The following is a 26864-nucleotide window of genomic DNA, read 5'->3' as shown; positions in this document are numbered from 1 at the left end:
CGCCCCCCGCGCCGGCCCGGCCGGCCACGCCGGCGCCGGCGCCCGACGCCCTGCCCGCGCTAACCCACGTGGAAGTCAAACGGCGCGGCCAACTGATCTCGCTGCCGCTGTCCGAGGTGGACTGGATCGAATCGCAGGGCAACTACGTGGCCCTGCACGTCGGCGAAGAACAGCATCTGGTGCGCGACACCGTGTCGCGCTTTGCCGAGCGGCTCGATAGCCGCCAGTTCTTGCGCATCCATCGCAGCATGATCGTTGCCGTCGACCGCGTCCGCGCAGTCGAACCGCTGACCAACAGCGACACCCTGCTACACCTGACGCGCGGCGGCCCGCTGCGCGCCAGCCGCAGCTACGCCGCCGCCGTCAAGGCGGTCGCGGCGCGCCTACGCGACCGGGCCGGCGCCGATCTGCAGGCCGTCAACGGCGCTCGATCTGGATGACACGCGTGGCATCGGCGATCACTTGCGGCCGGTGGGTGGCATGAATGACGGTCAGCTTGAGCGAGGAGATAACGCTTAGAATCGCTCCCTCAACCTTTTCGTCGAGATTCGCCGTACCTTCATCCATGACCAGCAACTGGGGTTTTCGATACAGCGCCCGCGCGATCAGAATGCGTTGCTTTTGACCCGCCGAGATAATGGAGAAATCGTCTTGGATCGGCGTATTCAGGCCCATCGGCAAGCGCTCGATTTCCGTCCAGACGTGGGCGAGTTCTGCGGCTTCGCGCGCCCGCGCGCGGTCCGGCATAGGATCAAAGAAACAAATATTTTCCAGCAGGGTACCCGAAAGCAGCCTATCCCCCTGGAATACCACCCCGACCTGGGACAACCAGCTGGTCCGTGAGAGCTGATTCAAATCGACCCCGTCGATCAATACCTGCCCCTGTTTCAATGGCAGCAGGGCAAGCAAGAGCTTCACCAGCGTGGACTTTCCGGAACCTGAGGCCCCCACCAGGGCAATGCGCTCGCCGCGCATCACCGTGAAGCTGATGGCGCCGAAGGTCGCCGCCGCTGTCCCCGCGTAGTGATGAGAAACCTGCACCACATCGATACGTTGAATCTCCGTGCGGGGCAGCGCAAGAGTTGCCGAGCTCTCCGGTTCGGCCAGCGCAATATCCTCCAGTCGAGACAGTCGCACTTTCATGGCGCTTAAGCGAAAAACCAGTTCGGCGAGCATGAAGGTACTCATGACGAACAGGCGCTTATAGGCGATAAAGCTGACCAACATGCCAACCGTCATTTCCCCGCTGAGCACCAAATGGGTGGCGAGATACAAACTGCCTATCGATTCCAACGCGACACAGGCATCCTTGCCGTGATTGAGACTGGCGCGGGATACATTTTGCTGCAGCGCGGCCACCCCGGCTTGACTCGTGCTGCGCAGCCAACGTTCCTTGCGCATGGCCTCGACTGAGAAAGTTTTTATCGCCACGATGCTCTGCAGTGTTTCCAGCAGCGTCGCCCCCTGGCGCGCCTGAAGGTAGACCGCGTTGGTCAGCAATTCTTCCTGGCGCCGCGTATGCAGCGAACGGAACAACAGGTAGACCGACAGGCAAATGGCGACGCACGCGAGCAGGACCGGAGCGTAGCGCAGCATGGCCAGCGCAGAAAATGCAAACAGCATCATCCCGACGATTGCCGTCGGCGCTTCTTCCAGCCAGGTGCGCCGGATCTCCTCGAGGGAATCGAAGCGCGAAGCCAGATCGGAAAGGCTGCGCCCCTCAAAGTAAGCCAATGGCAACGACAACAGGCGATCGAACACGCGGGCAGAAAAAGCATTGCTCATGGCAAGGCCAAGGACGGTGGCGATCCGGGTCTGCGATACCTTCACCAACCAGTCAAACGCCGTCAGCGCGCCGAACAGAAGTGCCAGACTGGGAAGCAAATTCACTTCGACATTGGGGATAACACGGTCAACCAAGATCTGCAGGTAATGCGGCAGGCTGATGACGATCAGCTGCGAGACGAGTGCCAGGACCACCATGCCGGCGATCCGCCACCCCCACGCGGCCTGGAACCCCAGCCACGCGCGCCAGTTCACCTTTTGATGTCCACGATAGGGACGGAACGCCGGGGTCGGCTCCGCCTCAATGGCCCACCCGGACAACATACGGTCGACTTCGTCCATACGGACTCGACGTTGCCCACGGCTCGGGTCATGGATGTCGATGTAAGAGGCGGTGGCGCTCTTTAACACCACGAAGTGATCGAGGCCCCAGTGCAATATGGCCGGCGTCTGCACCCGAACCAGCAACACGGGATCGACACTCACCACCCGGGTGGACAGATGCATTTGATGAAGCACCGCCCGTAGTTGGCCAAGCGTGAGCCCGAAGGTCGAGCTGCCGCTGCGTTCCCTGACTTCGTGAATGTTGACCAGCGCGCCCCAATACGACGCCAGCATCGCCGCGCAAGCCAATCCACATTCGGCGTTAACGCTTTGATAGAGGACCGGAAGGCGGCGCCGCCGCGCCTTGGCCCATAAGCCGGACATTAAGAGCATAAACAGTTTCATTCCAGTTCCTAACCAGCAAGCAGCCGCCGCCACTCCTGGAGCAGCACTTGGAGCACGCTGGTTTCTCGGCTGCCAGTCACCAGGCTCGCGCGCACGCGCTGGCGTGCCGGGTAGCGGTCCATCAGGCGTTTCTCGATTTCCAGGATGGGCTGGGCAGACAGGGGGCCGGAAGTGTTCGCGACCAGGCGAAATTCCAGCAGCTGGTTTTCGCGCCAGAGGTCCGGCGTCAGCAGACGCAGGCGCAGGCGATCGCCCTCGGGGAGCCGCACCTGGCGACCAAGCTCCAGGCGGTAACATGCGCGGGCCGGCACGACGGCCATCTGGCCGCAGCTGATGCTCAGCAGGGAGACCGGCACGCCCACTTCCGACTCGAAGCGCATCCGGTCCGCGTGCCACACCGCCCAAACCAGCACCAGCCCTGCGACCACCCACCAAATCGATGTGTGAATGGCGGCGGGCAGATCGGACGTGCCATCGTCATCACCGCCGGCGCGCCACACCTGGTGGCGCAACATATCTGGATGTTCGGGATCGCTCATTGTCGACTTCGAAAAGTTCCCTTAAAGTCACGATCCAAAATCGACGGCGGCCCCCGCCTGCAGGCGGGCGGCGAGCAAATCGGCATCCTTGCCGGTCGCCATCAGCATTTCCAGGGCGTCGGTATAGATGGCCTTGTAAGTCTCGCAATGGATGGACGGATTATCGAACCCCGTTTCGCCGCGGTAGCGCGTGAACAGATCGCCCCCCCGGCAAGTTTGCGCAAACTCGCAGGGCAGGCACGCCGTCGGAATCGCAAATGTCTCGTCCTGGAGCCACGCAAGTTGCGTATCCAGCACAACGTCGCGCAACTCGGAGTCCGCCAGATTCAGGCCCAGGCTCATCAGCCTTGGATCGCTGGTTCTCAGATTGTCGTCGGGGCCGATTTCGCCCGAACTGGACACCACGAACACGATGTCTTTCTGGGCCGAGTAGCGATACATGGACGAGTAGAAGAATGGCGGCATGGTCAACGCATGCAACACCTTGTTGAAGAAGCGAATATTGATGCCTGCGTGGGTTTCCGCTCGATAGAGCTGAAATAACAGGCGCATGGATACCGCGAGTTTGCCGGCCTGACTATGGTCGAAGGTGTCATGGTTCTGAATCGGCAGCAGGAAGTCAATGTTGCGAAACCCCAGCTCGTGGACAAAATGGCGATACAACTGGTCCGCCGGAAAATCGGCGGACAAGACGCACAGCAGCCCCGGCGCCTGCAGCCTTCCGGCGGCGTGCGCGTCAAACAGCTTCCTCACTCCCCGCAAGGTGCGCTCGTAAGTGCCTTTGCCGGATTTGTCCAGCCGCGCCACATCGTTCAGTTCAGGCGGGCCGTCCAGACTGACGCCCACGTAGACATCATGCTCGACAAAAAGATCGATCCAGCGGTCATCGATCAGCATGGCATTGGTTTGCACCGTCACATACAGCTCCGCAGACTGGGTCGCGCGCCGTACGGCAGTCAACAGGCGACTCATCGGATCATGCTTCAGCATGAGCGGTTCGCCGCCATGCAGGATCAGGGTAATCCGCTTGATGCCGTATTCCCGCACCCCGTTCTCAAGAAAGCGCGCCAGGGCATCCATCGTTTCGAAGCTGATATGCGCAGGATTGTCCTCATACGAGGTATCGCCGCCGAAAAAGAAATAGCAGTAGGTGCAGGCGATATTGCAGACCTCGGTCACCTTCAAGATAATTTGCATCGAATTCCCGTCGCCATGCCGCATATTGCGCTCGTATTGCTGGGGCGAATAGCGATTCGGCAAGGCCCGGTTCTTGGGCCAATGCAATGTGACTTTTTGCTGGGAGGGCGGGTTTAAGCTGGTCATGGTAAAAGAGCCCCCGCTTGCACGGGGGCTCCCCAAAAATATGTTGAGATTATTCTTCGCTGGCGTTGACGCGGTCGCAGCCCTGGCCCCACGACGCCTCGCACCACACGTCGGAGACACCGCCGACGACGGAATTCTCAATGCGATCCAGCATCGGCTGGCCCACGGACGGCAGCTTTTCGGCGTTGGCGGCAGCGAGTTTTGCTTTCAGTTTTTCAATAACGGACATGATTTCACGTTCCTTCTTAAATGCCCTGACGTGCAGGGCGCACCTTTGCCAAAGACTGGCAGAAGACTGGCCTGAATCCGGACGGCTCCGAACCTCATTTACATGCTGAACCCGCCGCCAGACCGGGCGGGCGGACATCATCCTCAAGCTGGACCGCGCAGGCAGACGCGTGTTCGGCCCTCGCTCGCTTCAACAGATCCAGGATCATGTTCCGGAACATATCCGGCGTCTGGTCGGTTCCCCAAAAGGCGACATAGCGCCCGCCGACGACAAACGTTGGGGTCTTGTCCAGTTCGATGCCTTTGGCCAATTCGAAAATATGTTTTCGTAGCGCTAGCGCTTCCGGCGTATCAAGGTGCTTGAGGGCGGCGTCACCCATGGGCTGGGCGGCAAAAAAAGTCTGGACATCAGCGAGGTCGGCGAAGGATCCTCCCTTGCGTTGCATGCGCTCGAACAGTTGAGGTCCCACCCTATCCTCTATGCCGGCGAGTTGCGCGGCGCGAAAAGCCTGCGCGGACAGCTTCCACCCAGGCTGGGAAGAACTACTGACGGCATACCGCTGGAAAGTGAACTGCGCGGCTTTATGACGCAGCAACTCCTCGACAGCCGGCTGGGCCTGATAGCAGTAGGTGCAGTTATAGGAAAAAAATTCGACCACGTCCGCTTCGCCGGCAGGCCAGGCGCCATGCAAGGGGCGATACGCCGGCGGTTTTTCGGCCGGCGACTGGGCATGGGGCGCCGCCGCCATCGTCATCAGACACGCAGCGAAGAACGCCGTTATCGTCCGGCGTGGCAAAGAATAATTGGCGGTCATAAGGTGTACTCCGTGGTATGAAGTTGGGTGGGTGCAGGCGGCGCTGCATCGCGGGGAACGTGCTTCAGCGCGAGCAGTCCAAGATCCTGCACCATCGTCGCGACGAATTCGACCACCTCGTCATCCGACCACAGGCCTGCCCCGCCTAACTCGCTCAGCCGCACAGTGCCGCACGTCCGGCACCGCGCATACAATTCCGGATCGACGCCATGGCGGGCGCTGCCTTCGGTAGTGACTTCGAGCTTGCTGCCATAGCGCACGGCGCGATGATGACCGCCGACCCAGCTCAGCACCAGATCGTCGTGGCCGCCATCCAGCGCAGCGACCGTGGCACGGGCGAGCGAGCGTTGCGCCGCCTCCGCCGATCCATTCAGCACGTGGTCGCACAGCCGCTGCGGCTGTTCGCCCAGCGTGTCGCGAAACACCCGCGAGAATTCGGCCAGCATCTCCTCGAATTGCTGGACTACCCCGTTCTCAGTCAAGCTCCGGGAGGTCACTCTGGTACGCCATCTAGGTTGGCCCATCAGCTTGGCGTAGGCTTCGGTCATCGCATTGCCGAACACCGACAACACGGAGTCCGAAAAGACCACAAAGGACAGATGCACGCACACTTGGTCGGCGTGGTTTTTCACCTCGTGTACCCAGCCGCTCGGAAGGAAGAGCACGTCGCCGCGCCGAAGATCCCAATCGCCAAACGGCTTCAGTTGTTCGATCGCGCGCTGCGGCAAGCAGTAAGGCGTGCGAAAGTTGGGCTCGATGTCGACCGGTTCATGCACGCTCCATCGCTTGCTGCCTTGTACTTGCAAGACCAGTACGTCGGAACGGTCGTAATGGACCGCGGTGCCTTGGGAGCGAGGCGGCGAAAAAAACGCCGTCACGCCCACCCTCCGGTTTGTGCGGCCGCGCAACTCTTCCGCTATCTGAGCAATGTGCGGATCGAACTGGTCCATCGACTGCACCGCCAGGCTGCACAGCCTTCCCGCGAGAATGTCATCGACGACCGAAGGCGACAACGCATCGACACTCCTGCCGAGCACCTGCGCCAGCCACCCGAGACCGTAACCCTCGGTTGGCGAGTGTTCGTCGATCAGGCGCACCTGCCCTTTTGCATGGGCGAGTGGTATCGTTGCCAGCAAGTTCTCCAGGTTCAGCGCCGAGGGGATGTCGACTTGATCGAAGGCCGGCGCCTTCCGCCCGCCCAGATCCAGCCGGTCAAACATCGCCCGTCCCGGCCGGCGATGTCGCGTCGCTGACAAAGAAGCCGCGCAAGATCATGAACGGTTCTTCGCCCTGCGTTTTAAACCATGTGTGGTTGATCGGGAAAATTAACGCTTCGCCGCAAGCCAGCACGAAATCGCTCTCCGTGTCCACACCGGGATTGCGGCGTAGTGCTACGCTGCGCTCCACCTGTGCCGTGTTGAGCAGCAAGGCGTTGGGCGCACCGATAAACGCCTTGCCGGGATAGAAGGTATCGCGCGTCCAATCGGCATAAGCGGTCGCGTCCACTTTCTCCAGCCCGGTCAATGGCCCAACGCGCACGATCTCCGGCGACCAGGCCATCGCCTCGAAAACCTGTGATCTTTCACCCGGATCCAGCGGCTCCGCCTGCATCAGATGTGGATTCGGCTTTTGCCAGTCGAGGCGCAGCAGCGCATCTACCGTACCGGCGCTACAACGGAGCTTGCCAACAAAATTGCTGACTTTGACAGGTGAAGAATTAATCATGGACATGTGGCAGGCCTAAAAAGTGTGTTCCCATACGACGCGGGCAGATGACGATCTCGGTTGAATTTGGGTGCGGACCGATGCCAACCCCAGGCCATCCCTGTACTGGTTCTGCACGCTCCACGATTGCGCGAAGGAGGCCGTGGCCCTGATCTGCGTCTGGGCGCTCATTTTCCACAAGGCGAAGAGATCGAGGTCTCGCCGCACGGTCTGGTATCGTTGCTGTTGTTCTGAAATGCGCAGCGGCCCACCGCCACGGAGCACGAACGTTCCTCCCAGCGTCAACGGCGACAGCTTGTAATCGAGACCGAGATTGGCGGAATACGGCACCTGCTCCGCCAATCGGTTATGCGGCCCGGGTACCGTATCGACGACGGACCAATTGCGCGCGTAGGAGGTACGGAAATCGACCGCCGGCGCATTGTCCCAGATGGCCTTCAGCGGCATTTTTGCCTCGATCTCGAGGCTGCGCGCAGTGGCCGTTCCTTGATTGACAGGCAAAACGATCCAACGGCCGTCTGCCCCCAGGCTGACGATTTGCCTGGTGACGTCCCGGATCTTGCGCATGGAGGTACTCAGCGAGATCAACGCTCCCGGAAATCCAAGCCGGTGTTCGTAGGAGGCATCGAAACCCAATGCGCGCTCAGGTTTCAAAGCGGGGTTCCCGGAGGAGTCCGGGTCCAGCGCGCTGTTATTCACCGTGATCACGCGGTAAGGCAAAATTTGCCGCACGCCGGGCGCCTTGAAAGTTTGAGTGACGGCAAATCTCAGCTGGTCCCCTTTGCTGTCGGGGAACTTATAAAGTATCTGAAGAATTGGGCTGAGCACGTCAACCGTCGAGGTCACGCCAGCAAAGGTAGCGCCGGAGGCGCGAATACTGATCTGCTCCCATCGTCCCCCAAGATAGACCGACAGTTGCGGGGTAACAGTCCATTCGTCTTGCGCGAAGACCGCGACACGAGTCACGCCTGCGGAGTAGGCTTCATCAGAATTGTCCCGGGGGATCCCGTCTATTGCCTGCTCGCGCAATGTACGGCTGTCGTGGCGGTTGGTGTAGCCGGCATCCCAGCCCGAGGCCAACGCGTGGCCCGCGCCCAAGCTCTGGGAATATTTTCCAGACGTACTCAGCGCTTTATCCAGCCCATCCGACTCAGTCGAACTAGTCTTTAAGAATGTTCCGCCTTGATCAAAACCGACCCACTCGCTGCTATTGGCGTTCTTGGAATAAGAAGCGCCCAGTTTCGTTTCGAGCTTTGCACCGTCTTCAAACCGGTGAGACCAAATCAGGTCCGACTTGATAAACTTTTCATCAAACCCAGTGTTCTGGTTGACGGCCGAAAACTGCGGTTGCGCCCCTTCCAAGACGGTGGTGGCGATATCAATGTGTCGCCGGAAGCGTGCGAGGTTAAGGAACGAATTCAGACTCAGCGTGTCTCCATTCTCCAGCTTCCAGGTGAGACGGGGCGTGAAGTTGAGTCCGTCGAAATGACCTTGCTCGTGATTGCGCAGAGCGCGCACCGTCACCGGATAAGTCGAAGCCCCGTAGTATTCCTCTTGAATCGGTAACACCCGATCAAAGCGGTTGCTGGTCAGGTTGGCGCCCAGTGAATATGAAAAGGCGCCGTTTTTATCAGACCACAGTAAATTCGCGGCGGGTGTGCGCGTGCCGTTCGATCCACTCCCGGAACCTATTTTCATTTCCTTGGTGGCAGTACTGATCGCGCGCTTCAGGACGATGTTGATCGTTCCGGCTATCGATTGCGTCGAGAACTCCGCGCTAGCGGAGCGCAATATTTCGATGCGTTCTACGGCGGCGGGATTAATAGTTTCCAGGCTAAAACCGGCCGGAGGGCGGTCGCCGTCGATGAGCACTTGAGTGTAGCCGTTGCCAAGGCCGCGCATCCGGATCTCGGCGCCTCGTCCATACCCCGCAGCTCCGGTTACGGTGACGCCCGGCAGGCGCTTCATCACGTCGAGAAGATTGCTGTCCCCGTATTTGATAATCTCGTCACGGTTAATGACAATCTTGCTGGCCGTATCCTCAACTCGGGGGTCGTATTGACCGGCGCCGTTGATTTCAACGACTGCGGGCGCCTTGGATTCAGACTTCAACGCAGCTTGTTGGGCCTGGACGGCGAATGAGAATGCCGAGGCTACGGCAAGTGCGGGCAACTTCGGGATAAGAGTCATTCGGACCGCACGAAAATAGGCAAGGAGTTTAAATGGCAATGTTTTATCAGCTTCATCTGCGCCAGGACCAGTTGAAAGTCATGGTCAGATAAGAAACTATAACAATAAAACATTGCAATAAAACTCACTAATTGTCACTTCGTAAGTTTTTTTGTCGCGGGCCGGTCATAATCTCAAATTATCATAACAACATGCGAATTTGATAATGGAGGAAGTCATGCACATCCCTGCCCTGCTGGCCCTGGCGCTCGGCGCCGCCGCACTGGTCCCGGCCCACGCCGCCGATGCATGGAAGCTGGTTGGCGTCGACAAGTTCTACATGCACACGCCGACGCCCAATTCCTTCACCGGCCTGTATCGCAGCCAGGGCATGGCCACCGACGGCAAGCAATGGTTCTTCTCCTGGCAGTACGGCCTGGAGCGCGCCAACGACAACTTCGACTCCTTGCAGCGCAATTCCTCGTTCACGCTGACGGGAGGCCTGTCGCCCGGCATCCCCGCCGCGCTGCTGGCGCAGGGCCTGAACCACATCGGCGACATCGATTACCACAACGGCTTCATCTACGCCTCGCTCGATTCCACCGCCGGCTACACCAAGCCGCACGTGGCGCTGTTCAACGCCTCGGACCTGAGCTACACCGGCAAAACCTATGAACTGGGCGGCACGCCCGCCAACCCGAACAAGGACCTGGCCAGCTGGATCGCGGTGGATGCCAAGCGCGGCTTCGGCTACGGCAAGGAATGGCAAACCGGGAACACCATCAACGTCTACAACCTCGGCGACTGGAGCTTCAGCCACACGCTCACGCTGTCGGCTCCGCTGGGCCGCGTCCAGGGCGCCAAGGTGGTCGACGACTGGCTGTACATGGCCTCGGACAACGACACGCAATCGATTTACCGCAGCAACCTGCTGACCGGCGCGGTGGAGGAAGTGCTGCGCCTGCCGCAGCCGCTGGGCGACCTGGAAATGGAAGGGCTGGCGCTGCGCGAAGGCGCCAACGGCGCGCTCGATATGTATGTCGAACAGGTGGTCGACCCGGACCGCAGCGGCCAGTCGCTGACCAATCCCAACCTGCACCTGGCGCTGTACCACTACCAACTGGCGGCGGTGCCGGAACCGGCCACGTATGCGATGCTGCTGGCGGGCGCCGGCCTGCTGGCCATGCGCCGCCGCCAGCGTCTGGTCGCCTAGGCCAACACCTTCAGGCGAACAATTCCCGGCCCAGCTGCCGGCCACTATCGGTCAGCAGCACGGTGCCGGCGACGCCGCCCTCTTCCAGCCGCAGCTCGACCCAGCCGGCATCGACCAGCATGGTCAGCTGGCGCCGCAGCACGGACATCGGCCGCTCCGACTGCTTGCTCAATTTAGCCAGCGTGCATGGCTTGTCGGGCCACTCCGCGTTGATGCGCCATAGCGCCTCCAGCACGCCGACCAGCGCGGCCATGACCTCTTCATCCATCCTGTGCACCCGTGAGCTCAAAAACGCAATTCTGCACTATACTCCGCTCAACAAGATCGACTGGAATATGGCATGGAAAAGACGAAACCCGCAGGACACATCGAACCGTATCAACACGCCGCCGCAGGCTGGGGCGCATTGAAGCAGGTGGCGATCAACCTGGTGCGCGAAAAGGTCAGCGGCGGCAACTACAAGACGCTGCTCAAGCAAAACCAGCCGGACGGGTTCGACTGTCCCGGCTGCGCCTGGCCGGACCGCGAACATGCGTCCACCTTCGAGTTCTGCGAAAACGGCGTCAAGGCGGTGGCGGCCGAAGCCACCAGCAAGCGCGTGCGTCCCGACTTCTTCGCCGCCCACACCGTGGCCGAACTGCTCACGCAATCCGACTACCAGCTGGAACAGCACGGCCGCTTGACCGACCCCATGGTCTACGACAGCGCCAGCGACAAATACCTGCCTATCGCCTGGGACGACGCCTTCGCGCTGATCGCCCGCCACCTGCAGGCCCTGCCCGATCCGAACCAGGCCACGTTCTACGTCTCCGGCCGCACCGGCAACGAAGCGGCCTTCCTGTTCCAGCTGTTCGTGCGCATGTACGGCACCAACAACTTCCCCGACTGCTCCAATATGTGCCACGAACCGACCAGCCGCGGCCTGCCGGGCACCGTCGGCGTCGGCAAGGGCACGGTCACGCTGGAAGATTTCGAGCACGCCGACACGCTGCTGATCTTCGGCCAGAACCCGGCCACCAACCACCCGCGCATGCTGGGCGAGTTGCGCGACTGCGCCAGGCGCGGCGCCACCATCGTCTCGATCAACCCGCTGCGCGAACGCGGCCTGGAACGCTTCACCAGCCCGTCGCACCCGATGGAGATGCTGACCAACTCCAGCACCAGCATCAGCAGCATGTTCGTGCAGCCCAAACTGAGCGGCGACTTCGCGCTGATCAAGGCCGTCGCCAAGCGCCTGGTCGAACGCGACGACGCCGCGCTGGCCGCAGGCCAGGCATCGCTGCTGGACCGCGACTTCATCGCCGCCCACACCAGCGGCTATGAAGCCTTCGAACAGGACTTGCGCGCCCAGGACTGGGACCAGCTGCTGGCCGAATCCGGCGTGCCGCGCGCGCAGATCGAGGAGCTGACCGAGATCTACATCAAAGGCCAGAAGGTGATCTGCACCTGGGGCATGGGCCTGACCCAGCACAAGGGCGCGGTGGCGACGATCCAGATGCTGTCCAACCTGATGATGATGCGCGGGAATATCGGCCGCCTCGGCGCCGGCCTGTGCCCGGTGCGCGGCCACTCCAACGTGCAGGGCGACCGCACCATGGGCATCGAAGAAAAGCCGACCAAGGCCTTCCTCGACCGCATGCAGCAGGTGTTCGCGTTCGAGCCGCCGCGCGCGCACGGCTACGACACGGTGGAAAGCATCCAGGCCATGCTGGACGGGAAAGTGAAAGTCTTCTTCGGCATGGGCGGCAACTTCGCGATGGCGACGCCGGACACGCCGCTGACGTTCGACGCCCTGCGCGCCTGTGACCTGACGGTGCACGTGGCCACCAAACTCAATCGCAGCCACCTGGTGCACGGCAAGGACGCGCTGATCCTGCCGACCCTGGGCCGCACCGAGATCGACCTGCAGGCCGGCGTGCCGCAGGGCGTGACGGTGGAAGATTCGATGAGCATGGTCCACCTGTCCTACGGCATGAACACGCCGGCTTCCGGCAACCTGCTGTCCGAGACCATGATCGCCGCCCGCATGGCGCACGCCACGCTGGGCAGCGGCAAGGTGGACTGGCTGGGATACGGCAGCGACTACGCCCGCATCCGCGACGCCATCGAGCAGGTCTTCGACGATTTCCACGACTTCAACACGCGCGTGGCCAAGCCGGGCGGCTTCCATCTGAAGGTGGCCTCGCGCGAGCGCGAATGGCGCACCGCCAGCGGCAAGGCGCAGTTCGTGCCGCACGCGGTCGACACAGACACGCCCATCCACCGCGCCCGCGCCCTGCACGGCGAGCGTTTGATGACGCTGATGACCGCCCGTTCGCACGACCAGTACAACACCACCATCTACGGCATGGACGACCGCTATCGCGGCGTATTCGGCCTGCGGCGCGTGGTGTTCATCAACGCGGCGGACCTGGCGCTGCTGGGCATGAAAAACGGCCAATGGGTCGACATGGTCAGCGTGTGGGACGACGGCGTGGAACGCCGCGCCGACCGCTTCCTGCTGGTGGAATACGACATCCCGCGCGGCTGCCTGGGCTCCTACTTCCCGGAGACCAACGGCCTGATCCCGCTGCACAGCACCGCCGACGGCGCCGGCACGCCAACCTCGAAATCGATCCCGGTACTGTTGCATCTTTCGGCCGAACAATCGTCGGCGGAATAGCCATATCGGCCCGGACCGACAACTACGCGGTAGAATTGCCACGGTCCCGGCGCTATCCCGGGTCGATGTTTCGAGTAGGGGGATCGCTTGAAGTTTCCACGGCTATTGGGACTTGTCATCAGTCTGCTGCTGAGCGCACCGGCATTTGCCGCCGGACCGGCAGTGCTGCGCTTCGCCACGGAAGAATGGCCGCCGTTCTTCAGCGCCGCGCTGCCGGGCAATGGCCTCACCGGCACCCTGCTGGAAGCCGTCTTGCAACACATGGACGCCACCGCCAAAATCGAGTATTTCCCCTGGAAGCGCGCCATGCAACTGGGCTTGAACGACCGCCATTACGCCGGCACGCTGGCCATGTTCCGCACGCCCGAACGCGAAAAACTGTGCCACTTCTCCAGCGCCGTCGGTAGCCGCCAGACCGTGCTCGCCTACTTGAAGGATCAGCCGGTCGCGGCCGCCACGCTGGGCGATTTACGCGGCGTGCGCATCGGCACCGTGGCCGGCTATTCGAACGGCGAACCGTTCGATGAGATGGTCCGCTCCGGCCAGCTGACGGTGGATGAGGGACTCAACAACGACATCAACCTGCGCAAGCTGCTGCACCGGCGCTACAGCGCGGTCGTGGTTGAAAAACGCATGCTGCGCCATGTGCTGGCCGGCGGCCGCTACACGTCGGCCGAGCGCGAGCGCATCGTCATCGCCGAGCATCTGTTCCCGGAGCGGTCGGTGCACGTCTGCTTCCAGCGCAACGAGGAAGGCTTGCGGCGCCAGCGCGCGTTCGACGAGGCGGCGCGCGAAGTCGACTTGGCCAGGATAGAGCGCGACTACTGGCGCGCCATCAGCGAAGCACCCCGGCAGTAAAGGCCCACCGCCGGCCTAGAATTTCTTGTTGACCGAGACGTACGCGGCCCGCCCGTCGCCCGGCGAATGGCGGGTCTGGTCATTGATCCAGACGTATTCGTAATAGCGATTGGCCAGGTTTTTCAGCTGCACTTCCAGCACCACGCTGGGGGACAGGCGATAGCCGGCGCTGGCGTTGAGCAGCACAAAGCTGCCGAACTGGCCGCCGCTATTGGCCGAGGTCAGGTAGTAGCCGGACTGGGCGTCGCCCCAAGCCGACAACTTGAGCGCCGGAGTGGCCTGGAAATCGGCGCCGGCCGTGTAGACATGGCGCGGCACATGGTCGATGGTCTTGCCGATGGTGGCCGGCGCGGCCGGATCCGGCTTGACGATGGTCGCGTCCTGGCGCGACCAGGCCAGCCAGAGGTTGGCGCCCGGCGCAGGCCGCAGATTGAGCTGCGCATCGATACCCTGGCGGCGCGTTTCGCCGACGTTGTCGACATCGCCGCTGGGGTCGTTCAGTCGCCGCTTGACTTCGCCCGAGGCGCGCTGGCGCCACAGCGCCACCCGGCTGTCGATCCAGTCCGCCGGCGCGAGTTTCAGGCCGGCTTCCCAGCCGTCGTTGATCGACGGACGCAGCGTAGTCGGCGTCGACTGGAAGGCGGCTGCGCCGCTGCCGACCTGGAAACTGCGGCCCCAGTTGGCGTAGACACTGGCGCCCGGCGCCGCCGCGTAGGCGACACTGAATTTCGGCTGCTGGATCAGGCCGTAATCGCGGATGGGATACGCCACGCCTTTCGACGGATCGCGGAAGCTGCCGGCGATCTTGTCGATCCGGAAGCCGGGCACGATCTTCAGCGACTCGACCGGCTTGACCACCGCCTGCACGTGGGCGCCCACGGTATCGAAGCTGAAATGGTGGTCGCGCGTGGTCGTCACGCGCACCTGATCGACGCTGCTGTAGCGCGGACTGCGGTCGCGCTGGTGCTCGGCGCCGACGCCGCCCTCGATGGCCACGCTCCTGAAGCCGTCCAGCGCCGCCAGCCGGGGGCGATAGCTCAGGCTGCCGAGGAAACCGACATGGGTTTCAGTGTAGGTGCGTTCCTGTTGCTTGTCCGCGATGGCAAAACGCAGCCAGCGCTGGTCCTGGATCTGGTTCAGATAGACGTTGGTGGTCAGCGACAACCGCGTGTTGAGTTCGGCGTCCAGATGCAGGCTGAGTTGACTGAGCTGGCGGTTGCCGCCGTCGGACTGGGCATACCGGTACGACGTGGTCGGCGCGTTGTGCGCGTCGGCGGCCGCCAGGTAGCCGGGTTCCTGCGCCTCGGCCTCGGCGTGGCGCGCGCTCAGGCCGAAGCGCAGGCGGCCGTCGTCGCTGGTGTAAAACCACTTGCCGGCGACGGTCAGGTTATGGCTGTGGGAATGGTCGCGATAGCCGCCGCTGCCCTGGTAGCCGAACACATAATTCTGCGACCAGTTGCCCTGCTCGATGCCTTTGACCAGTTGAAGCTGGCGGGTATCGAAGCTGCCGTAGCTCAGCCTTGCCTCCCCCTCATTGCCACCGGCGCGGGTGACGATGTTGACGTTGCCGGCGATATTGTGCAGGCCGTAGCGCGGATCGTTGGTGCCGCGCACGACTTCGATGCGCTGGATTTCCAGCGGCAGCACCGCGCCGATCAGCGGCATGCCGCCGGCGTTGTCGTTGGCCGGAATGCCGTCGATCAGCAGCTTGACGGCATTGACCTCGCCCTCGCCATTGAAGCCGCGGAACGACAGTTTGCCGGATTCGTTACCTTGCCGAAAAGGCGTCAGCATGACGCCCGGCGCCCGCGCGAACAATTCCCAGGCGCTTTTGACTTGCTGGTCGCGCAGCAGTTCGGCGCCCAGGATGTCGACGGAGCTGAGCACGCTGCGGGTGGCGAGCACGCCCATCTTGTTGGCGCTGATCTCAACCCGTCCCAGCGTCAGCGCGGAGTCGCCGTCCGGTTCGGTTTGCGCGCAAGCCGGCCGGCAGCAGACCAGGCCGGCCAGCACCAGCGCCGCGCTGCCGAACAGCTGCTTGTCAGGTGTATTCAACACAACCGTCCTGGCGGCAAAAGCTCACCAGCTTGATGCCCGCCGCGGAGGCGATGTCGATCGCCAGCGTGCTGGGGGCGGAAATGGTCGCCAGCATCGGAATGTGCATGCGCGCCGCCTTGCGCACCAGCTCATAGCTGGCGCGGCTGGACATGAAGACGAAGCCGCGCTGCAGGTCCACGCCGTCGCGCGCCAGGTGGCCGATCAGTTTATCGAGCGCGTTGTGGCGGCCCACGTCCTCGCACACGCGCAGCACGGCGCCGTCCACCGCGCACCACGCGGCGGCATGCACGCCGCCGGTGGCGTGCATCAGCTGCTGGTGCGCGCCCAGCTCCGCCGCCGCGCGCGCGATGGCCGGCGACAGCGCGTCCGCATCGTGCAGCGCGGCCGCAGTGATGCGTCCGGGCTGCAAATCCAGCAGCTCCAGGCTCTCGATGCCGCACACGCCGCAACCGCTGCGGCCCGCCATCGAGCGGCGCTGCTGCTTCAGCTGCATGAAATCTTCCTGGGCGATGGTGAGGGCGACCTCGAAGCTGCGCGCGTATTCCCGCAGTTCGATATCGAATACGTCGGCGGCCTTGCCGACCAGGCCCTCGGTCAATGCGAAGCCGAGCGCGAACGCTTCCAGCTCGCGCGGCGTGACCATCATGACGGCATGCGAAATGCCATTGACGACCAGCGCCACCGGGACTTCCTCGGCAACGTGGTCGGTGCTGCGGCTGGCGTCTTGCGCCGCCAGGCCGCGACGGCGCAACACGGACCGTTCCTGCGATCCGGTTCGTTCCGTCTCTGTTTCAAACTTCATCACCGCCCCGCTGAATAAACACAACGGCTTATTCTACACGGGGCGGACGCACATCACGCAGCCAGCTGTTCGCCAGCCACGCCGTAGTGGCGGGCGTAGCGGCCATCCAGGTTGGCCAGCGGCAGCAGCAGGAACAGGTCGGCGCTTTCGAAATCAGGATCCCAGGCCGGTTCGCCGCAAATCCAGGCGCCCGAACGCATGTAGCCCTTCAGCAGCGGCGGTACCTGCGGCTTCTGCGCGGCTTCCAGTTTCGAGAACGGGAACGGCAGGTGCGGGGTGACGCGGTATTCGGACGGCGCCAGGTGGGCGCCGGCCAGCGATTGGTAGACCGCGACCGCATTGTGGCCGCCATCGGCCAGGCTGATGCTGGCGCAACCGGCCAGGTAGTCGCAGTTCTCGCGGCGCATGTATTCGGCCAGGCCGGACCACAGCAGCATGATGACGCTGCCGCCACGGTAGTCTGGATGGATGCAGGCACGGCCCGCTTCCACCATGCGGCCACGCAGGTTGTTCAGGCGCCCCAGGTCGAACTCGCCTTCGGAGTAGACGCGGCCCAGTTTGCGGGCGCGCGATGCGCTCAGCAGGCGGTAGGTGCCCACCACCTTGAGCGTGCTCGAGTCACGCACGATCAGGTGATCGCAGTGTTCGTCGAATTCGTCGCTGTCCAGGCCATCCTCGCGGACCAGCGAACTCAATCCCATTGTTTCGATGAACACCTTGTAGCGCAGGCGTTGTACCTCGCGCAGCTCTTCCGGTGTGCTTGCCATACTGAGTACCAGCTTACCGGACGCTGCTCGCACGTCGGCTTGTATGATCGAAGTTTGCATGCTTCATCCTTTCTGTGGGAGACGAAGCAAGCGTAACGGTCGAATACTTCAGGAAAATGACATCGTGGTGTCAGTTCCGTGACATAAGCCGAAGTGTTGTTTTTTAATTAGGCTTTCTTTGGACGGCCGGTCTTCAGTTGTGGCAGGCCAGCCAACACATTTTGCAGCGTGGCAAGGTCGATCTGGCTGATCAGGGCCACGCCGATACGCAGCAATTCGCTTTTCTTGATTTCGAAGCCGGCTTTCAGGCAAGCCTTCTTGACCTGGCCGAGCACCGCATATTCCTGTTCCGGCATGGTGAAGCTGTCGCGCACCAGCTTTTCCTTGCGGGTTTTGTCCTTGGCGGCATCCACTGGCGCCGGCTTGGCGGCTGCGGCTTTAGGAGCTGCCTTAGGTGCTGGCTTGGCGGCTGCCTTAGGCGCAGCTTTAGGTGCTGGTTTGGCAGCGGCCTTAGGGGCTGGCTTGGCGGCAGCTTTAGGAGCGGCCTTAGGTGCTGCTTTAGGTGCTGCTTTAGGTGCTGCTTTAGGTGCGGCCTTGGCGGCGGCTGGCTTGGCGGCGGCTTTAGGTACGGCCTTCGCTACGACTGGCTTGGCGGCGGCCTTCGGCGCGGCTGGCTTGACTGCGGCCTTGGCCACCGGATTGGCGGCAGCTTTGGCGGCTGGCTTTACTACAGGTTTTTTCGGCAGCGCAGGTTCTTTTCCGTTCAGCGCACCAGTGACAGATTTGTTCATACCAACTCCATTTATTAATCAACAATATAAACAATATATATCATTTACGCTTTTTTTGCTTGTCCTAGCGCAAATGCAGAGCGACGCGGGCAAACAAAACGTCGGGATTGACGGGCTTGCGTAAGAAATCTACAGCGCCTAACGCCAGCCCCCTGGCCTCATCCTCGGACTGGCTCTTCGCCGTCAGGAACAGCACCGGAATGGCGCTGCTGTGCGCATCGGCCTTGAGCCGGCGGCAAGTCTCGAAGCCGTCCATGTCCGGCATCATGATGTCGAGCAGGATCAGGTCCACCGGCGAGGCGGCGACGATTTGCAGCGCCGTCGCGCCGCTGGTCGCGACCTTGGTGTTGTACTTGTCCTTCAGAAGATTGGACAGCAGCGTGATATTGTCCGGCGTATCGTCGACTATCAGTATCGTCGGCCGGCTGTTCTTTCCGTTCATGGCTTCTCCAGTTCTTGCACCACCGCCGCCAGCAATTTTCCGGCGGCCTCGAATTCATAATGCATCATATGGCTGGCCAGGCGGGTCATCGTCACCGGCGGCAGCAGTGTCGCCAGCGATGCCTGCACGCTGCCGAAATAGTCCACGCTGTCGCCGCTGAAGTCCGCCAGCAGCGCGCGCAGTTCCGCCAGCGCCATCTGCGGATCGACCAGGCCCGCATCGGCGCGCGGCGGCAGCGGCGGGATCGCCTTCATCGACACCCCCAGCCAGCGCGACAACACGCTGTACAGCCGTTGCGGATCGACCGGCTTGGTGATGTAGTCCTGCATGCCCTCCTCCATGCAGCGCGCCTCCACGCCGGCCAGCGCGTGCGAGGTCAACGCGATCACCGGCAGCTCGCTGAAACGGCTGTCCTGGCGCAGCAGGCGGGTGGCTTCGTGGCCGTTCATCACCGGCATGCCCAGGTCCATCAGCACCAGGTCATAGGTGCCGGGATCGGCTGCCTGCAAGCGGTCCAGCGCCTCGCGGCCGTTGGCCACCACCTCGACCACGATGCCCTGCAACTCCAGCAGTTCCACCGTCACATCCTGGTTGTCCGGACTGTCCTCCGCCAGCAGCACGCGCGCCGCGCGGCCTGGCGAAGCTTGCAGCGTCAAGTCGCCCACCGGCCCGGGATGCACGGCCGCCTGCACCGCCACCGCCGCCACGTCGGACAACGCGAACTGAAGCTCGAAATGGAAGCTCGAACCGTGATCCGGCTCACTCTCGACTTCGATGCGCCCGCCCATCAGCCGCACCAGCTGCTGCGAAATCGACAGCCCCAGGCCGGTGCCGCCGTAGTGCCGCGTGGTCGAACCATTGGCCTGGCTGAAGGCATGGAACAACTTCGCCTTCTGCTGCTGCGTCATGCCGATGCCGGTGTCGCGCACCGTGAAGCGCAGCCTGGCCCTGCCTTCCTGGGCGTCGACATGACTGGCTTCGCAGCGCAATTCCAGCTCGCCCTCGGCGGTGAACTTGACCGCGTTGTTGGCCAGGTTGACCAGCACCTGCCCCAGGCGCAGCGGATCGCCCACCAGGTAGCGCGGCACCTCCGGCGCGGTCGAGACCAGGTAGCGCAGGCGCTTGTCGGCGGCGCGCTGCGCGGTCACGCTGGAGACATGGGCCAGCACATCCTCCAGCGCGAACGGGATCGCCTCCACGTCCAGCCGCCCCGCTTCGATCTTCGAGAAATCCAGGATGTCGTTGATGATACCCAGCAGCGACAAGGCGGCGCGATGGATCTTGCTGATGTAGTCGTGCTGCTTGGGCGACATCTCGGTGCGCAGCGCCAGGTAGGCCATGCCGATCACGGCGCTCATCGGCGTGCGGATCTCGTGGCTCATATTGGCCAGGAATTCGGACTTGGCGATATTGGCCGCCTCCGCCGCCACGTTGGCGTTGACCAGCTTTTGCTCGCGCTCGCGGCGGTCGCTGATGTCGCGGATGAAGGCGCAGAACTCGAAGCTGTCCTGCCCTTCCGACTTGACCTGGGTGATCGCCAGCTCGATCGGGAACTCCTCGCCGTTGCGGCGCAGCGCCACCACTTCGATACGCGCGTCGAGCACCGGAGCGGTGCCGCCGCCGGCCAGGTAGCGCTGCATGCCGCGCCGGTGGTCGTAGCGGTAGCGCGCCGGGATGATGGTCTTGTCCAGCGCCAGCCCCAGCGCCTCGTCGCGGCTCCAGCCGAAAATCTGCTCGGCCTGCGCGTTCCAGCCGACGATGCGGCCGGCCAGGTCCATGCGCACCACCGCGTCGAGCGCGGTGTCGAGGATGGTTTGCAGCTTGGCCTGGCTGTCGCCCAGCCGCTGCATGGAGCTGGTCAGCTCCCCGGTGCGGGCGGCGATGCGCAGTTCCAGGTCTGTGTTCAACTCGCGCAGTTCCTGCTCGGCGTCGCGCAGCCGGGTCAAGGTGTCGCGGAAGCGCAGCACCGCGCCGGACAGGCGGCCCACCTGGTCCTCGCGGCCGATGCCGGACAGTTTGATGTCGGTCTCGCCGCGCGTCAGTTTTTCAAGGCCGGTCTGGATGTCGGCGAACGGCCGCGCCGCGCGCCGCCCGACCACGAAGATCGACAGCACGATGCCCAGCGCCAGCAGCAGGTTGGCCGCCACCGTGTTGTAGATCTGGCGCCGCAGGTCCTGGTCGATCTGCTGGCGCGAAAAGGCCAGGTCGATCGAGCCGACCGGATAACTGCGGCGGGCGTCGGTGAAGCTGATGTCGCGATGCACCTTGATCGCCGCCACCGGTTCGCGCAGCGGCGAGACGTAGCTGGCCAGCTCCGCGCCGTTGGGCGCCAGCACCCGCAGCACCAGCACTTCCGGCGTGGCGCCGGAGGCATCGACCACGCTGGAGACGGCCGCGCTGTTGATGTCGAACAGCGGCCGCGCCAGCGCCTGCGACAGCACCGCCGTCAGCCGTTCGGCGCGTTCGCGGACGTTTTGTTCGGCCTCGCTCTTGAGCGTCTGCATCACGTAGGTGGTGTAGATGGCGGTCGACAGGGCCACCGACACGAAGATGCCAAAGCCCAGCCGCAGCAGGATGTTGCGGCGCCATGCGCTGCGCAGGCGCGCCAGCGGGCCGCCGCCGCTCAGCGCCGGGTTCAACACCGGATCCAGCGCATCAATGACGGACTCCTTCGGCCGCTTCCAGCTTGCGGTAGGACGTGCTGTTGCGGGCTTCCTCGATGGCGCGCCAGATGCGCTCCGCCAGTTGCGGCCGCGCGGCCACCATGCCGTGCGAGAGTATCAGGAAGTAGGGTTTTTCGATGATGGGGATGGGCAGTTCCTCCAGTTGCGCAGCCAGCGGCCCGTTCATCAGGCCATGGGCGTCGCTGCCGCCGATCGCCGCCGCCGCCACCCGGCCGGCGATCACCTTGCGCGCCAGTTCGTCGGCGCGCTGGCTGCCCTCGTCCACTTCGACGTTCTGCGCGCGCAGCACGTCGCCCACCGAGTAGCCAAGCTGGAAGCCGATGGCGCCGTCGAGGTTGCGGAAGCTCTTGCCGTCCCATTCGACCTTGCTGCCTTTTTTACGCAGCACGACGTAGCTATCAATATGCATGCGTTTGCTGGCGTCGATCTGCTGGCCACCGGGATATTCGCCCAGCTCGCGCCGGTCCGGCTTGTAGCTGACGGCGAAGGCGCCGTCGACGGCGTTGGCTTTGAGTTCGGCCAGGCAGCGTTTCCAAGGAATGCTCTGGTAATCGAAATGCAGGTCGAGCCGCTGCTCGACCATCTTGAGCAGCGCGAAATTCAGGCCGCCACCCTGCTCGGTGCGCCATGGGCGCACGTCCTGCTGCTCGAAGCACAGGGTCACGGTTTCCTTCTTGCCGGCGGCGCCGGCCGGCGACGATACCAGCAACACCGGCGACAGCGCCAGCAACGCCCAAACGCCGGCGCAGCTGCGATAGATGACGTCCTTCGTCATAGCCCTCCCCAGAGTTTAGCCGATGGTGCGTATGCTGAAGTCTACCCCAACTTCATCCCACTGCTCCTGTTCCTTCTCCAGCCAGTAGGACAGGGTTGGATGGTCGCCTATCCATTCGCGGCGGATCTCCAGCTCGATGCGGTTCTTCATGCGCAGCTTGATCAGCGTGAAGTCGATGTCCATGCGCGAGTGCATGAACAGCACCGCCAGCCGCAGCGCCACCACCGCCTTGACGAAATCCGGCTCCGCCAGCGCGTCGGCCACCTTGCGCAGGTTGCCCTTGTGGGCGGAGATCAGCCGGGCCATGGTCTTCTGCTCGCGCGCCGTGAAGCCCGGCAGGTCGGCGTTCTCGATCATGTAGGCGGCGTGCTTGTGGTAGCCGGTGTGCGACACCACCATGCCCATTTCATGCAGCAGCGCGCTCCAGTACAGGTGGCGCGAGTACTGGTCGCCGGCCGGCTTGGTCTGCATATACAGCGCCAGCGCATCGTCGGCCACGCGGTTGGCGCGCCGCTCGTCGCAATGGAACTTGAGCAGGCAGGCCTGCACCGATTGTTCGCGGCGGTCACGCTTGGTCGAGCGCAGGTGCAAATCCCACATCACGCCCATGCGCAGGCCGGCCTCGATCGGCTGCACCACCGGGATGTCCAGCTCGTGCACCAGGCCGATCAGGATCGCCAGGCCGCCGATGATGGTGCCGGCGCGGTCCGGGCGCAGGCCCGCCATCTCGATCCGGCTGACGTGGCCGAATTCGATGAAGCGCTGTTTGAGCGCGGTGAGCGTCTCGATATTGACTTCGCGGCCGATGCCGTTCTTGACGATGATGTCGGCGATGGTGCGGGCGGTGCCGGAGGAGCCGTAGCACTGCTTCCAGTACTGCGGATGGTAAGGCGGCGCCGCGTCCTCGAAATGGCTGCGCGCCGACAGGATGGCCGCCTCGTACGAGGCCGAATCGACCCGGCCGCCGATGAAGAACGACAGGCTTTGCTTGACCGTGCCGACGCTGAACGACTCGACCCGCTCGATTTCCTGGCCGCGCCCCAGTATCAACTCGGTGGAACCGCCGCCGATGTCGATCACCAGCCGCCGTTCGCCCGGCAGCGCCAGCGCGCTGGCCACGCCCATGTAGATCAGGCGCCCCTCCTCCTCGCCGGAGATGATCTCGATCGGATAACCGATCGCCAGTTCGGCTTCGGGCAGGAAGGCGGCGGAATTGCGCGCCACCCGCATGGCCGACGTGGCCACCACGCGCACGCCATCGAGCTTGTAGGCGGCCAGCACGGCGCGGAAGTTTTTCAGGCAGGCCAGCGCGGTCTGCATGGCGGCGGCGGTCAGGTTGCCCTTGTCGTCCAAGCCGGCGGCCAGGCGGATCGGTTCGCGCACGGATTTCAGGACGCGGATCGCCTCCCCGTCATGCTTGCCGATGTGGAGGCGAAAACTGTTGGAACCCAGATCTACTGCTGCGTACATATTTGGAAGCCTCTCTCGGCAAACGGCTACGAAGGCTCGCGGGTGAATCAAACTAAACGATTTACATGATTATAATCACGATAAGCGCAGTTTGTTACCTGCTGATGACAGCGGTGTATCAATTCAGGCTTCCAGCGCTCCGGCGCCGGCCTGCGCTTCGACCACGCGGTTGCGGCCGGCTTGCTTGGCCAGTTGCAGCGCCTCGTCGGCGCGCTTGAACAGGCTGACGGTGGTGTCGTCGGCGCGGATGGTGGTCACGCCCAGGCTGGCGGTCATGTTGATGACGGCTTTTTCCGCCTTCACCGGCTGCGCGGCGACGGCGTTGCGGATACGTTCGGCCACCATCAGCGCATCCTCCAGCGAGGTGCGCGGCAGCTGGATGGCGAATTCGGCGCCGCCCAGGCGGCCCATCAGGTCGCTGTCGCGCAGTTGTTTTTTGCAGACGTCGACCATGGCCTTGAGCACCAGGTCGCCCACCGGATGGCCGTAGTTGTCGTTGACGCGCTTGAAATGATCGAGGTTCAGGATGATCAGCGAAGTCGGCATGCCGGGCCGGCGCGCCAGCGCGATCCACGGCGTCAGCGTCTGGTAGAAGCCGCGCCGGTTGGGCACGTCGGTCAGGGCGTCGACCACTTCCAACCGCGCCAGCTCGGCCTGTTGCTGCTCGCGGGTCAGCAGCAGATAACCGAAGGCATTGCTCAGCATCATCAGGTACAGCGCGGCGATGCCGACGCCCTGGATCAGCGCCGGGCTGACCCAGCCCCAGCCGTCCGGCAGCAGCGCCGTCAGCAGGCCGCGCGCCATCACGGCCAGCGCCAGCAGCAGCGAGGACAGCACCAGGTAGCGCCGCAGCAAGGTGCCGGCGCTCCAGCCCCGGCCCAGCGCGGCGGCGCCGGCGATGAAGAAGAAACCGATGATCAGCGAGGCGATGGCGATGCGTTCGGCGGCCGGCAGTTCCAGCAGCCAGGCGCCGGTGAACACGCCGATCGCCGCACCCAGCGCCGGCAGCAGGTAGCGCCGCCATACGCGGCGGCCGGCCTGCTCCCACAGCGCCGAGGCGTCCAGCGCGAAACCGGCGAACAGCAAGGCATTGGCGAAGGGGATGGTGAGGAAGTCCGGCAGCGTGCCGCGCAGGAACAGCAGGCCCCAGGCCACGGCCTGGAACTGCTTGGCCATGCCCCAGGTGCTGGCGGCCGACGGCTGGCCGTCGCGGCGCCGCTGCTGCTCAAAAAAGAACAGCGCCGCGCACAGGCTCAGATTGCCCAGCGCCAGCGCCAGTACCAAGGTTTTTATATCCATGACCTGCGGCGGGTCAGACCTCGTGCTCGACGTTGGTGCTGCCGTCGCCCATCTTGCTGGCCCAGGCCTGGGAGAAATAGGCCTTTTCGTCGTCGGTCGGCGCGTCGTGCCAGAACACGATCAGCGTGCCCTTGTGGTCGTGCAGCTGGCTGACTTTTTCGATAAAGGCCGGCTTGCCGGCCATGTCCGCCAGCGCCACCACGTAGCCGTACACGCGCAGCAGGCGCTCCATGCGGTCAGGTTCGGTGAAGCTGTTGGTGGCGGTAAGCGTTGGGTGGTCTAAAAACATCGTCTCTGTCTCCAATGGGGCCGCCGGAGGGGCTGGCCTATGCTATCGCCAATGTACCTACAAATGTTGCTTCTGTAAATGCAATGTGGCTTACTGGCCGGCATGCTACTATAAATTGACCTTGCAAATCCACAATATGACTGCCCCCCCGCCCCCCAAGCTGCCGCAAGTGCACACGCGCGGCGACAAGCGCTCGCTCGAATTCCAGCCCGGCATGGTCCAGAGCGAGATGCGGCTGTCGCGGCCGGACGAGCTGGTGCTCAGCTATGCGCGCGCGATGATGTGTTTCGTGCTGTTCCATCCGAGGCCGGAGCACATCGTCATGGTCGGGCTGGGCGGCGGCTCGCTGGCCAAGTTCTGCTACCGCTACCTGCCGCACAGCCGCATCACCGTGCTGGAGCTGCGCGCCGACGTGATCGCGCTGCGCGAGCAGTTCGCCATTCCGCGCGACAATCCGCGTTTCCGCATCATCCAGGCCGACGCCACCGAGTACATGGCCGGCCTGGACGGCGCCGCCGACGTGCTGCTGGTGGACGGCTTCGACGCCGAGGGCCTGCCGCCGGCGCTGGGCAGTGCCGCCTTCTACGCCGACTGCCGCCGCGCGCTGCGGCCCGGCGGCGTGATGGTGGCCAATATCTTCAGCTACGATCCGCAGTACGGCCCCATGCTGCGGCGCCTGCGCGAAACCTTCCAGGGCCGCATCTGCTGGTTCCGCGGCATCGCCGGCAACAACCGCATCCTGTTCGCGGTCAAGGGCGGCAAGCCGTCGCCGGCGCTGGCCATGCAGCAGCGGGTGGCGCGCAGCCACGGCCTCGGCTTCGCGCTGTTCAACCGCCTGCTGGCGCACTGGATCGTGCTGCGCCTGCGCTGGAACCCCGCACTGCCAAGCGGGGTCAGACCCCGTACGGGGTCTGACCCCTAAGTGGCGCGGCAGGCTTATCGCTGAAGCATGCCGGGTTGGAAAGAGCTATTTTTTGGCCGGCAACCCACGCACCGCCACCACTTCGATCTCCACCAGCGCCTTGGGCACCACCAGCGCCGCCACCTGCACCGTGGCGCGGGCCGGCTTGTTGGGCTGGGCCGCCGTGCCGAAGTAGTCCTTGTAGGCCTCGTTCATGCCGGCGAAATCCAGCTTGCCGGCGGCGTCCGCCACCAGGTAGACCCGCATCTGCACCACGTCGCCCATGCCCAGGCCCTGCTCGCGCAGCGTGGCTTCGAACTGTTTGAGCACATCGGCCGTCTGCGCCCTGGTGTCGCCGTCGAACGACTTGGCCAGTTTGCCCGAGACGTACAGCGTGTCGCCGGCCCACACGGCGCTGGCGATGCCGCTGTCGGCGCTTTGCAGGTGCTGGACCTTGAGCTGGGCGGCGGCCGGCAAGGCAACCAAAGAAGCGAGTAGCAACGGGACGGTCAATTTCATATGCATCCTTTCAGGGAAAAA

At 63.5% G+C, this 26864-nt stretch carries 25 protein-coding genes; 5 read left to right on the top strand and 20 right to left on the bottom strand.

Annotated features, from left to right (window positions below; genetic code table 11):
• Nucleotides 1-440, top strand: a 440-nt coding sequence (locus V6M89_RS16990) for a LytR/AlgR family response regulator transcription factor (RefSeq protein ID WP_332854268.1), incomplete at its 5' end; no start/stop codon positions are given.
• Here the strand turns inward: V6M89_RS16990 and V6M89_RS16985 are convergent.
• The 8 genes from V6M89_RS16985 to V6M89_RS16950 all read right to left on the bottom strand — a co-directional run bounded on the left by V6M89_RS16985 (nucleotide 418) and on the right by V6M89_RS16950 (nucleotide 9373).
• Entirely contained in the window at nucleotides 418-2514 is a 2097-nt protein-coding gene (locus tag V6M89_RS16985; RefSeq protein ID WP_332854267.1) for a peptidase domain-containing ABC transporter, read from the bottom strand. The two genes, V6M89_RS16990 and V6M89_RS16985, sit on opposite strands and share 23 nt — an antisense overlap.
• A gap of 8 nt (nucleotides 2515-2522) precedes the next feature.
• On the bottom strand, nucleotides 2523-3053 hold the full coding sequence (locus V6M89_RS16980) for a hypothetical protein (protein ID WP_332854266.1): 531 nt from the start codon (nucleotides 3051-3053) through the stop codon (nucleotides 2523-2525).
• A 27-nt stretch (nucleotides 3054-3080) separates the two neighbouring features.
• Nucleotides 3081-4376 carry a radical SAM protein gene (locus V6M89_RS16975; RefSeq protein WP_332854265.1) on the bottom strand — a complete coding sequence of 432 codons (1296 nt, stop codon included), beginning with the start codon at nucleotides 4374-4376 and terminating at the stop codon, nucleotides 3081-3083.
• Nucleotides 4377-4425: 49 nt separating this feature from the next.
• Nucleotides 4426-4605, bottom strand: coding sequence for a hypothetical protein (locus V6M89_RS16970; RefSeq protein ID WP_332854264.1), 180 nt, complete (start codon nucleotides 4603-4605; stop codon nucleotides 4426-4428).
• A gap of 94 nt (nucleotides 4606-4699) precedes the next feature.
• Nucleotides 4700-5419, bottom strand: coding sequence for a thioredoxin domain-containing protein (locus V6M89_RS16965; protein ID WP_332854263.1), 720 nt, complete (start codon nucleotides 5417-5419; stop codon nucleotides 4700-4702).
• Nucleotides 5416-6639, bottom strand: coding sequence for a JmjC domain-containing protein (locus V6M89_RS16960; protein ID WP_332854262.1), 1224 nt, complete (start codon nucleotides 6637-6639; stop codon nucleotides 5416-5418). The genes V6M89_RS16965 and V6M89_RS16960 overlap by 4 nt, the downstream gene beginning before the upstream one ends.
• Entirely contained in the window at nucleotides 6632-7150 is a 519-nt protein-coding gene (locus V6M89_RS16955; RefSeq protein ID WP_332854261.1) for a hypothetical protein, read from the bottom strand. Before V6M89_RS16955 ends, V6M89_RS16960 begins: the two co-directional genes overlap by 8 nt.
• 9 nt (nucleotides 7151-7159) lie before the next feature.
• Nucleotides 7160-9373 carry a TonB-dependent receptor plug domain-containing protein gene (locus V6M89_RS16950; protein WP_332854260.1) on the bottom strand — a complete coding sequence of 738 codons (2214 nt, stop codon included), beginning with the start codon at nucleotides 9371-9373 and terminating at the stop codon, nucleotides 7160-7162.
• Between the two features lie 178 nt (nucleotides 9374-9551).
• Here V6M89_RS16950 and V6M89_RS16945 point away from each other — a divergent pair, with 178 nt between their 5' ends.
• On the top strand, nucleotides 9552-10526 hold the full coding sequence (locus V6M89_RS16945; RefSeq protein ID WP_332854259.1) for a PEP-CTERM sorting domain-containing protein: 975 nt from the start codon (nucleotides 9552-9554) through the stop codon (nucleotides 10524-10526).
• A gap of 10 nt (nucleotides 10527-10536) precedes the next feature.
• Here the strand turns inward: V6M89_RS16945 and V6M89_RS16940 are convergent, their stop codons facing one another.
• A complete protein-coding gene (locus tag V6M89_RS16940) occupies nucleotides 10537-10794 on the bottom strand; it encodes an ArsR family transcriptional regulator (RefSeq protein ID WP_332854258.1) in 258 nt (85 codons plus the stop codon).
• 72 nt (nucleotides 10795-10866) lie between these two features.
• Between V6M89_RS16940 and V6M89_RS16935 the strand changes: the two genes are divergently transcribed.
• Both V6M89_RS16935 and V6M89_RS16930 read left to right on the top strand, forming a co-directional pair.
• Entirely contained in the window at nucleotides 10867-13188 is a 2322-nt protein-coding gene (locus tag V6M89_RS16935; protein WP_332854257.1) for an FdhF/YdeP family oxidoreductase, read from the top strand.
• 87 nt (nucleotides 13189-13275) lie between these two features.
• On the top strand, nucleotides 13276-14046 hold the full coding sequence (locus V6M89_RS16930; RefSeq protein WP_332854256.1) for a substrate-binding periplasmic protein: 771 nt from the start codon (nucleotides 13276-13278) through the stop codon (nucleotides 14044-14046).
• 15 nt (nucleotides 14047-14061) lie between these two features.
• Here the strand turns inward: V6M89_RS16930 and V6M89_RS16925 are convergent, their stop codons facing one another.
• The 10 genes from V6M89_RS16925 to V6M89_RS16880 form a co-directional block, all read right to left on the bottom strand.
• The gene (locus tag V6M89_RS16925; RefSeq protein ID WP_442881980.1) at nucleotides 14062-16104 is read right to left on the bottom strand and encodes a TonB-dependent receptor; all 2043 of its coding nucleotides are present in this window, start codon (nucleotides 16102-16104) and stop codon (nucleotides 14062-14064) included.
• Entirely contained in the window at nucleotides 16088-16906 is an 819-nt protein-coding gene (gene fdhD, locus V6M89_RS16920; protein ID WP_332854254.1) for a formate dehydrogenase accessory sulfurtransferase FdhD, read from the bottom strand. Before fdhD ends, V6M89_RS16925 begins: the two co-directional genes overlap by 17 nt.
• A gap of 53 nt (nucleotides 16907-16959) precedes the next feature.
• Nucleotides 16960-17733: a GNAT family N-acetyltransferase gene (locus tag V6M89_RS16915; protein WP_116989671.1), complete on the bottom strand. Its 774-nt coding sequence runs from the start codon at nucleotides 17731-17733 to the stop codon at nucleotides 16960-16962.
• Between the two features lie 107 nt (nucleotides 17734-17840).
• Nucleotides 17841-18464: a hypothetical protein gene (locus V6M89_RS16910; protein WP_332854253.1), complete on the bottom strand. Its 624-nt coding sequence runs from the start codon at nucleotides 18462-18464 to the stop codon at nucleotides 17841-17843.
• 64 nt (nucleotides 18465-18528) lie between these two features.
• Nucleotides 18529-18906 carry a response regulator gene (locus V6M89_RS16905; RefSeq protein ID WP_116989669.1) on the bottom strand — a complete coding sequence of 126 codons (378 nt, stop codon included), beginning with the start codon at nucleotides 18904-18906 and terminating at the stop codon, nucleotides 18529-18531.
• Complete coding sequence (locus V6M89_RS16900) at nucleotides 18903-21545, bottom strand: ATP-binding protein (RefSeq protein WP_332854252.1); 2643 nt, start codon at nucleotides 21543-21545, stop codon at nucleotides 18903-18905. The genes V6M89_RS16905 and V6M89_RS16900 overlap by 4 nt, the downstream gene beginning before the upstream one ends.
• 16 nt (nucleotides 21546-21561) lie before the next feature.
• Nucleotides 21562-22365: a substrate-binding periplasmic protein gene (locus V6M89_RS16895; RefSeq protein WP_332854251.1), complete on the bottom strand. Its 804-nt coding sequence runs from the start codon at nucleotides 22363-22365 to the stop codon at nucleotides 21562-21564.
• A gap of 15 nt (nucleotides 22366-22380) precedes the next feature.
• The gene (locus V6M89_RS16890; protein ID WP_332854250.1) at nucleotides 22381-23835 is read right to left on the bottom strand and encodes a Ppx/GppA phosphatase family protein; all 1455 of its coding nucleotides are present in this window, start codon (nucleotides 23833-23835) and stop codon (nucleotides 22381-22383) included.
• A 123-nt stretch (nucleotides 23836-23958) separates the two neighbouring features.
• Nucleotides 23959-25134: a GGDEF domain-containing protein gene (locus tag V6M89_RS16885; RefSeq protein ID WP_332854249.1), complete on the bottom strand. Its 1176-nt coding sequence runs from the start codon at nucleotides 25132-25134 to the stop codon at nucleotides 23959-23961.
• A gap of 13 nt (nucleotides 25135-25147) precedes the next feature.
• Nucleotides 25148-25423 (bottom strand): hypothetical protein, encoded by a 276-nt coding sequence (locus V6M89_RS16880; RefSeq protein ID WP_020705967.1) that lies wholly within the window; start codon nucleotides 25421-25423, stop codon nucleotides 25148-25150.
• Between the two features lie 136 nt (nucleotides 25424-25559).
• On the opposite strand from V6M89_RS16880, the gene V6M89_RS16875 reads away from it, so the two are divergent.
• Nucleotides 25560-26345, top strand: a complete 786-nt coding sequence (locus V6M89_RS16875) for a transferase spermidine synthase (protein WP_332854248.1) — start codon at nucleotides 25560-25562, stop codon at nucleotides 26343-26345.
• A 45-nt stretch (nucleotides 26346-26390) separates the two neighbouring features.
• Here the strand turns inward: V6M89_RS16875 and V6M89_RS16870 are convergent, their stop codons facing one another.
• Complete coding sequence (locus V6M89_RS16870) at nucleotides 26391-26843, bottom strand: Rid family hydrolase (protein ID WP_332854247.1); 453 nt, start codon at nucleotides 26841-26843, stop codon at nucleotides 26391-26393.
• Between the last annotated feature and the right edge of the window lie 21 nt (nucleotides 26844-26864).

The sequence above is a fragment of the Duganella sp. S19_KUP01_CR8 genome (assembly GCF_036688705.1).
Taxonomy (GTDB): Bacteria; Pseudomonadota; Gammaproteobacteria; order Burkholderiales; family Burkholderiaceae_D; genus Rugamonas.
The sequence above is the reverse complement of the archived record's forward strand: the minus strand, read 5'-3'. Positions and strand labels throughout refer to the sequence as shown.